Raw genomic sequence first — 6255 nt, forward strand, 5'->3', positions numbered from 1 at the left:
GCCCAATCCTAATCAGCTTTTTTCGTATCTGCTGATTTAGAAGCCTTCGGTACGACTAGCACCTTATCAACGCGATTACCATCCATATCCATCACTTCAATTCGCATACTTTGCCATTCAAAATGATCTGCGGCGGCAGGAATACGACCTAGATGGGTGATCACAAAACCGCCTAATGTTTGATAACTGCCGCGTTCCTCAGATTCCCACTCTTCCATACCAAAAAGTTCCAAAAACTCCTCTACAGGCAACATCCCATCCAAAAGCCAGGAACCATCTTCGCGTTGTACAGCTTGTGGTTGATCCTGCCCATCCGTTGAAGGAACATCACCCACGATTTCACTCATGATGTCATTGAGAGTGACTAATCCTTGAATTACGCCGTATTCATCCACTACCAGCGCCATGTGAGTGATAGTTTGCTTAAACAATTCCAAAACTTTCAACCCACGCGTACTTTCTGGCACAAATACAGGCTGTCGCAATCCGATAGTTAAATCTAGTGGTTCCCCTCGGAAACTCCTGGCTAATAAGTCGGTGACAGGGATAACACCCAGCACATTGTCAAGTCCCCCCTGACAAACTGGATACCGAGAATAAGCACTATCAACCATTTTTTGGCGATTTTCTTCGGCAGAGTCGTCTAAGTCTAGCCAAACAATATCAGGACGGGGTGTCATCAAGTAGCTGACAGGGCGATCGCCTAAACGAAAGACCCGCTCTACCATATCCTGTTCAGCTTCCTCAAAGGTTCCCGCCTCAGTGCCTTGCTCAATTAAGATTTTAATTTCTTCTTCGGTGACTTGCGGCTCGGTAGAAGCTGTAATTCCCAGCAATCGCAGGATCAAATCTGTAGAAGCACTTAAGAGATATACCATTGGCGAAGCGATCGCCGATAAAGCACGCATTGGAATAGCTACATTCGATGCAATTTTTTCTGGGTTGTTTAATGCCAGACGCTTTGGTACTAATTCGCCAACAATGAGTGACAAATAAGTAATGATCAAAACCACTATTCCAAAAGATATCGGTTCGCTATAAGGTGCTAAAAAGGGTACAACTTTTACATAGACTGCCAGTCGGTTGGCAATTGTTGCTCCTCCAAAAGCACCAGTTAGGATACCGATCAGGGAAATACCCACTTGAACGGTTGACAGGAAATGATTTGGAGACTCTGCTAATTTCAATGCTGCCATTGCCTTGACATCTCCTTGATTAGCAAGCTGTTGTAACCTTACTTTCCGTGCCGAGACAATCGCCATCTCAGACATAGAAAACACGCCATTGGCAATAATTAGCACCAAAATGATTAAAATTTCAAAAGTGATGGAGGACATGTTTAAAATTGCCGCTTATCAGAGCAAACGTAGCTCAATCCCTAGTATCTAGTATTAAAGGTGCTTCGATAAATACTTTGACTATACACAAAGTAGTAGTTATAGTTCTGAAGTTTATTGGTCACTGTGGATTATTCTTCCACCGAAAGAATAAGAAAGCTGTTAACACTTTTAAAATAGTTGACATAAACTGCCTCAAGATTTGCTGACCCACAAAGACTCCCATCGCTAGTAGTACTTATGTCATTTTCTTCTATTGTGCGTGCCTTAGGCCGATCGCCGCTCACCACTGAATTTATTTCTAAGCTGAATCGACAACAAGAATTGCGGTTAAATGGCATTCCCAGGCTGCCCAAGACTCTAGTGGCTTCGGCATTAGCACAGTCTCAGGGCAAGGATTTGTTCGTGGTTTGCGCCACTCTGGAAGAAGCTGGACGCGTTTACGCACAACTGGAGGCAATGGGATGGCAAACAGTACATTTTTACCCCACCTCCGAGGCTTCTCCCTACGAACCTTTTGACCCGGAAACTGAGATGAGTTGGGGACAAATGCAGGTACTGGCAGATTTACTCAAAAATCAAGAGTCATTAGTCATTAGTCAGTTGTCATTAGAAACAAACGAAAGACAAAGGACAAATGACATAGACGCGCCAGCGGCTTCCCGCAGGGTAGGACAAATGACTAATATGGCGATTGTGGCTACTCAAGGAGCGCTGCAACCTCATTTACCACCACCAGAAACTTTTCAAGAATTCTGTCTTACTCTGAAAAAAGGGATGGAATTAGACCTGAATAGCTTCAGTGAAAAAATAACTATTTTGGGGTACGAAAGAGTTCCTTTGGTGGAAATGGAAGGGCAATGGAGTCGGCGGGGCGATATTGTTGATGTGTTCCCGGTTTCTTCTGAATTTCCAGTCAGGTTGGAATGGTTTGGTGATGAAATCGAGCAAATGCGGGAATTTGACCCAGCAACCCAACGTTCCGCCCTCGACAAAGTTGACCAGATAATTCTTACCCCCACTAGCTTTACTCCTGTGGTGATGGCTGCACTGAAAAATAGTGCCCAGTTCCGAGTGCTAAGTGCTGAGTTAAATTCTGACTCAGCACACAGCACTAATAACTCATCGCAGATTGAAGGTAGCCGTCGCTTTTTGGGGTTAGCATTCGAGCAACCAGCATCTCTGCTAAACTACTTAGCAGAAAATACCTTGATTGCCATTGATGAGCCAGAACAGTGTCATGCTCATAGCGATCGCTGGGTGGAAAATGCAGAAGAACAATGGGGAATGGCGCATGGAGAAGAATCTACTCCCCTAATACTGCCGAAAATTCACCGTTCGTTTGATGACTGTCTGGTTGATGTTGCCAAATTTAAAACATTATATTTATCAGAACTCTCAGAGGAAAATAGTGGGATCAATCTTGCCAGCCGTCCTGTTCCAGCCACGCCACACCAGTTTGCTAGACTAGCTGAAACCATCCGCCAAGAACGCGATCGCAATTTCTCAATCTGGTTGCTTTCTGCTCAACCTTCTCGTTCCGTCTCGCTGTTACAAGAACATGATTGTCCGGCTCAGTTTATCCCCAATCCCCGCGACTACCAAGCGATCGATAAGCTGCAAATTAACCATATTCCTATAGCTCTAAAATATTCTGGTCTTGCGGAACTAGAAGGTTTTATCCTGCCTACATACCGATTGGTAATTGTTACAGATCGGGAATTTTTTGGGCAGCATTCCTTGGCGACTCCCGGCTATATCCGCAAGCGCCACAAAGCCACTTCTAAACAAGTTGATCCCAATAAGCTGCGTCCAGGTGATTATGTGGTTCACAGAAATCATGGTGTTGGTAAATTTGTCAAGCTAGAAAGTTTGGCGATTAACAATGAAACTCGTGATTATTTGGTAGTGCAGTATGCTGATGGGTTACTTAGAGTCGCAGCCGATCAAGTGGGGGCTTTATCTCGGTTCCGCGCCGCAGGTGATAAAGCACCGGAACTGAACAGGATGACTGGTAAAGCTTGGGAAAATACCAAGAATAAAGTCCGCAAAGCGATTAAAAAATTGGCAGTGGACTTGTTGAAACTGTATGCAGCGCGATCGCAACAACAAGGTTTTAGCTTTCCAGGTGATATGCCTTGGCAAGAGGAATTAGAAGATTCTTTCCCCTACCAACCCACAACGGATCAGCTCAAAGCTGTACAAGATGTAAAACGCGACATGGAAAGCGATCGCCCAATGGATCGCTTAGTTTGTGGCGATGTCGGTTTTGGGAAGACGGAAGTGGCGATTCGTGCTGTTTTTAAAGCAGTCACCGCCGGTAAACAAGTGGCACTCCTTGCGCCAACGACTATTTTAACACAGCAGCATTACCATACACTCAAAGAACGTTTTGCACCTTACCCGGTAAATGTCGGTTTACTCAACCGTTTTCGGTCTGCTGAAGAACGCCGCGAGATTCAAAAGCGATTGGCAACGGGTGAATTAGATGTAGTGATTGGTACACACCAACTTTTAGGTAAAGGTGTGACATTTCGGGATTTAGGGCTATTAGTAGTGGATGAAGAACAGCGATTTGGGGTAAACCAGAAAGAAAAAATTAAAAGCCTGAAAACTCAAGTGGACGTGCTTACCCTCTCCGCCACTCCCATTCCCCGTACTTTGTATATGTCTTTGTCGGGAATTCGGGAAATGAGTTTGATTACCACGCCACCCCCAACCAGACGACCGATTAAAACCCATCTATCACCAATAAATTCCGAAAGTATCCGCACGGCAATTCGTCAAGAATTAGACAGAGGTGGACAGGTATTTTATGTAGTTCCACGAGTGGATGGAATTGAAGAGACAACAGCCAATTTACGAGAAGTGATACCGGGAGCTAGGTTTGCGATCGCTCACGGTCAAATGGATGAAAGCGAGTTAGAATCAACTATGCTCACCTTCAGTAATGGCGATGCAGATATCCTCGTTTGTACGACAATTATTGAATCTGGCTTAGATATTCCGCGAGTCAACACCATTTTGATTGAAGATGCTCACCGCTTTGGATTGGCACAGCTGTATCAATTACGCGGTCGTGTGGGACGTGCAGGTATACAAGCTCATGCTTGGTTATTTTATCCGAAGCAACGAGCATTATCTGACGCGGCACGGCAACGATTACGAGCGATTCAGGAATTTACTCAGCTAGGTTCTGGATATCAACTAGCGATGCGCGATATGGAAATCAGAGGCGTGGGTAACTTGCTAGGGGCAGAACAATCCGGGCAAATGGATGCTATCGGTTTTGATTTATACATGGAAATGCTAGAAGAAGCAATTCGGGAAATCCGAGGACAAGAAATTCCGAAAGTGGAGGATACTCAGATCGACCTCAACCTGACGGCATTTATCCCAGCAGATTACATTACCGATTTGGATCAAAAGATGAGTGCTTATCGGGCGGTGGCCACAGCTAAATCTAAATCAGAATTAAAGCAGATTGCAGCCGAGTGGAGCGATCGCTATGGTAGTTTACCTGTCCCTGCAAATCAACTTTTGCGAGTCATGGAACTCAAACAGCTAGCGAAAAAACTCGGATTTAACCGCATTAAGCCAGAACAAAAGCAGCACGTCGTTTTAGAAACACCAATGGAGGAACCTGCTTGGAATTTGTTGGCGGCGAATTTACCAGACAATCTCAAGACGCGTTTTGTGTATTCTCCTGGGAAAGTGACGGTGCGTGGATTAGGAGTTTTTAAAGCAGATCAACAATTGCAGAATTTGATTGACGCTTTCGGGAGAATGCAGGGTGCGATTCCAGAGGTAGCTGTTGTTTGATCAGTTTTACTCAAGTTTCTATCAATTTAGAACCAAACCTACAGAGGGTAATTAGACTTCTTTTATCTCGAACTTGATATTCTTTTAGACCTAACCAACACGAGAGCTTCTCTATAGAAAACTTCTACCCAATTTCTTTGTCGGGTGGCTTTAAACTGTGCTTCGTAGTAATTCCAGCACACTAATCCTGAGTGGATCGGAAAGAGCATGAAAGCCAGCAGCAATTAAATGAGGAATAGTAGCAGTGGAGGAAGTTGGCATCAATGACATTAATATTATAAAGATATGCTATCTACCTCATTGTGAACTAAAAATTATAGCTTAGTTAGAACATCACTAAAAGCCTTATCACAAGAAGGAAGGTCTCAAGGATTTTTGAGCTTATTACATTACCCAACAAGTATAATAAGCAAAAAGCCCCAGGCTGTGGAGCGTGGGGCTTTTTGTTTGTATAAATGAGACCTGGCATCGAGCTATTTTTGCGTAGGGCTACCCCTAAACTATCGTGGCCGCAGCAGCGTTTCACCTCTGAGTTCGGGAAGGGTTCAGTGTGGTTCCACCGCGCAATAGACACCAGGAAAGATTGTTGGGTCAGAGACCCTGAAGACTGCAAGCAACGCGAATAAGCAATTAAATTAATAGAGCAAAAGAGTTGTGAGGTCAAGCCCTCGGTCTGTTAGCACGGCTCGGCTACATACATTACTGCACTTCCACCTACCGCCTATAAACGGGTGTTCTGCCCGTGACCTTACCCACTTAAAGTGGTGAGAGCACTCATCTTGAGGTGGGCTTCCCACTTAGATGCTTTCAGCGGTTATCCGCTCCGCACTTGGCTACCCAGCGTTTACCGTTGGCACGATAACTGGTACACCAGCGGTGCGTTCCTCCCGGTCCTCTCGTACTAAGGAGGACTCCTCTCAATGCTCTTACGCCTGCACCGGATATGGACCGAACTGTCTCACGACGTTCTGAACCCAGCTCACGTACCGCTTTAATGGGCGAACAGCCCAACCCTTGGGACGTACTTCCGCCCCAGGTTGCGATGAGCCGACATCGAGGTGCCAAACCTCCCCGTCGATGTGGACTCTTGGGGGAG

2 protein-coding genes, 2 rRNA genes and 1 pseudogene are annotated in these 6255 nt (G+C 45.3%); 1 reads left to right on the forward strand and 4 read right to left on the reverse strand.

Annotation, left to right across the window (positions count from 1 at the left end):
• Window positions 1-8: 8 nt before the first annotated feature.
• Window positions 9-1337 (reverse strand): hemolysin family protein, encoded by a 1329-nt coding sequence (locus HWQ42_RS26960; protein ID WP_292817296.1) that lies wholly within the window; start codon window positions 1335-1337, stop codon window positions 9-11.
• A 240-nt stretch (window positions 1338-1577) separates the two neighbouring features.
• Here HWQ42_RS26960 and mfd point away from each other — a divergent pair, with 240 nt between their 5' ends.
• On the forward strand, window positions 1578-5159 hold the full coding sequence (gene mfd / locus HWQ42_RS26965) for a transcription-repair coupling factor (protein WP_292817298.1): 3582 nt from the start codon (window positions 1578-1580) through the stop codon (window positions 5157-5159).
• A gap of 162 nt (window positions 5160-5321) precedes the next feature.
• On the opposite strand, the pseudogene HWQ42_RS26970 reads toward mfd, so the two are convergent.
• The 3 genes and pseudogenes from HWQ42_RS26970 to HWQ42_RS26980 form a co-directional block, all read right to left on the reverse strand.
• Window positions 5322-5420, reverse strand: a pseudogene (locus HWQ42_RS26970) (ArsR family transcriptional regulator); the annotation flags it as partial.
• Between the two features lie 199 nt (window positions 5421-5619).
• A 5S ribosomal RNA gene (gene rrf / locus HWQ42_RS26975) occupies window positions 5620-5737 on the reverse strand.
• Between the two features lie 78 nt (window positions 5738-5815).
• A 23S ribosomal RNA gene (locus HWQ42_RS26980) occupies window positions 5816-6255 on the reverse strand; the annotation flags it as partial.

The organism is Nostoc sp. JL23 (genome assembly GCF_017115065.1).
Classification (GTDB): Bacteria; Cyanobacteriota; Cyanobacteriia; order Cyanobacteriales; family Nostocaceae; genus Nostoc; species Nostoc punctiforme_A.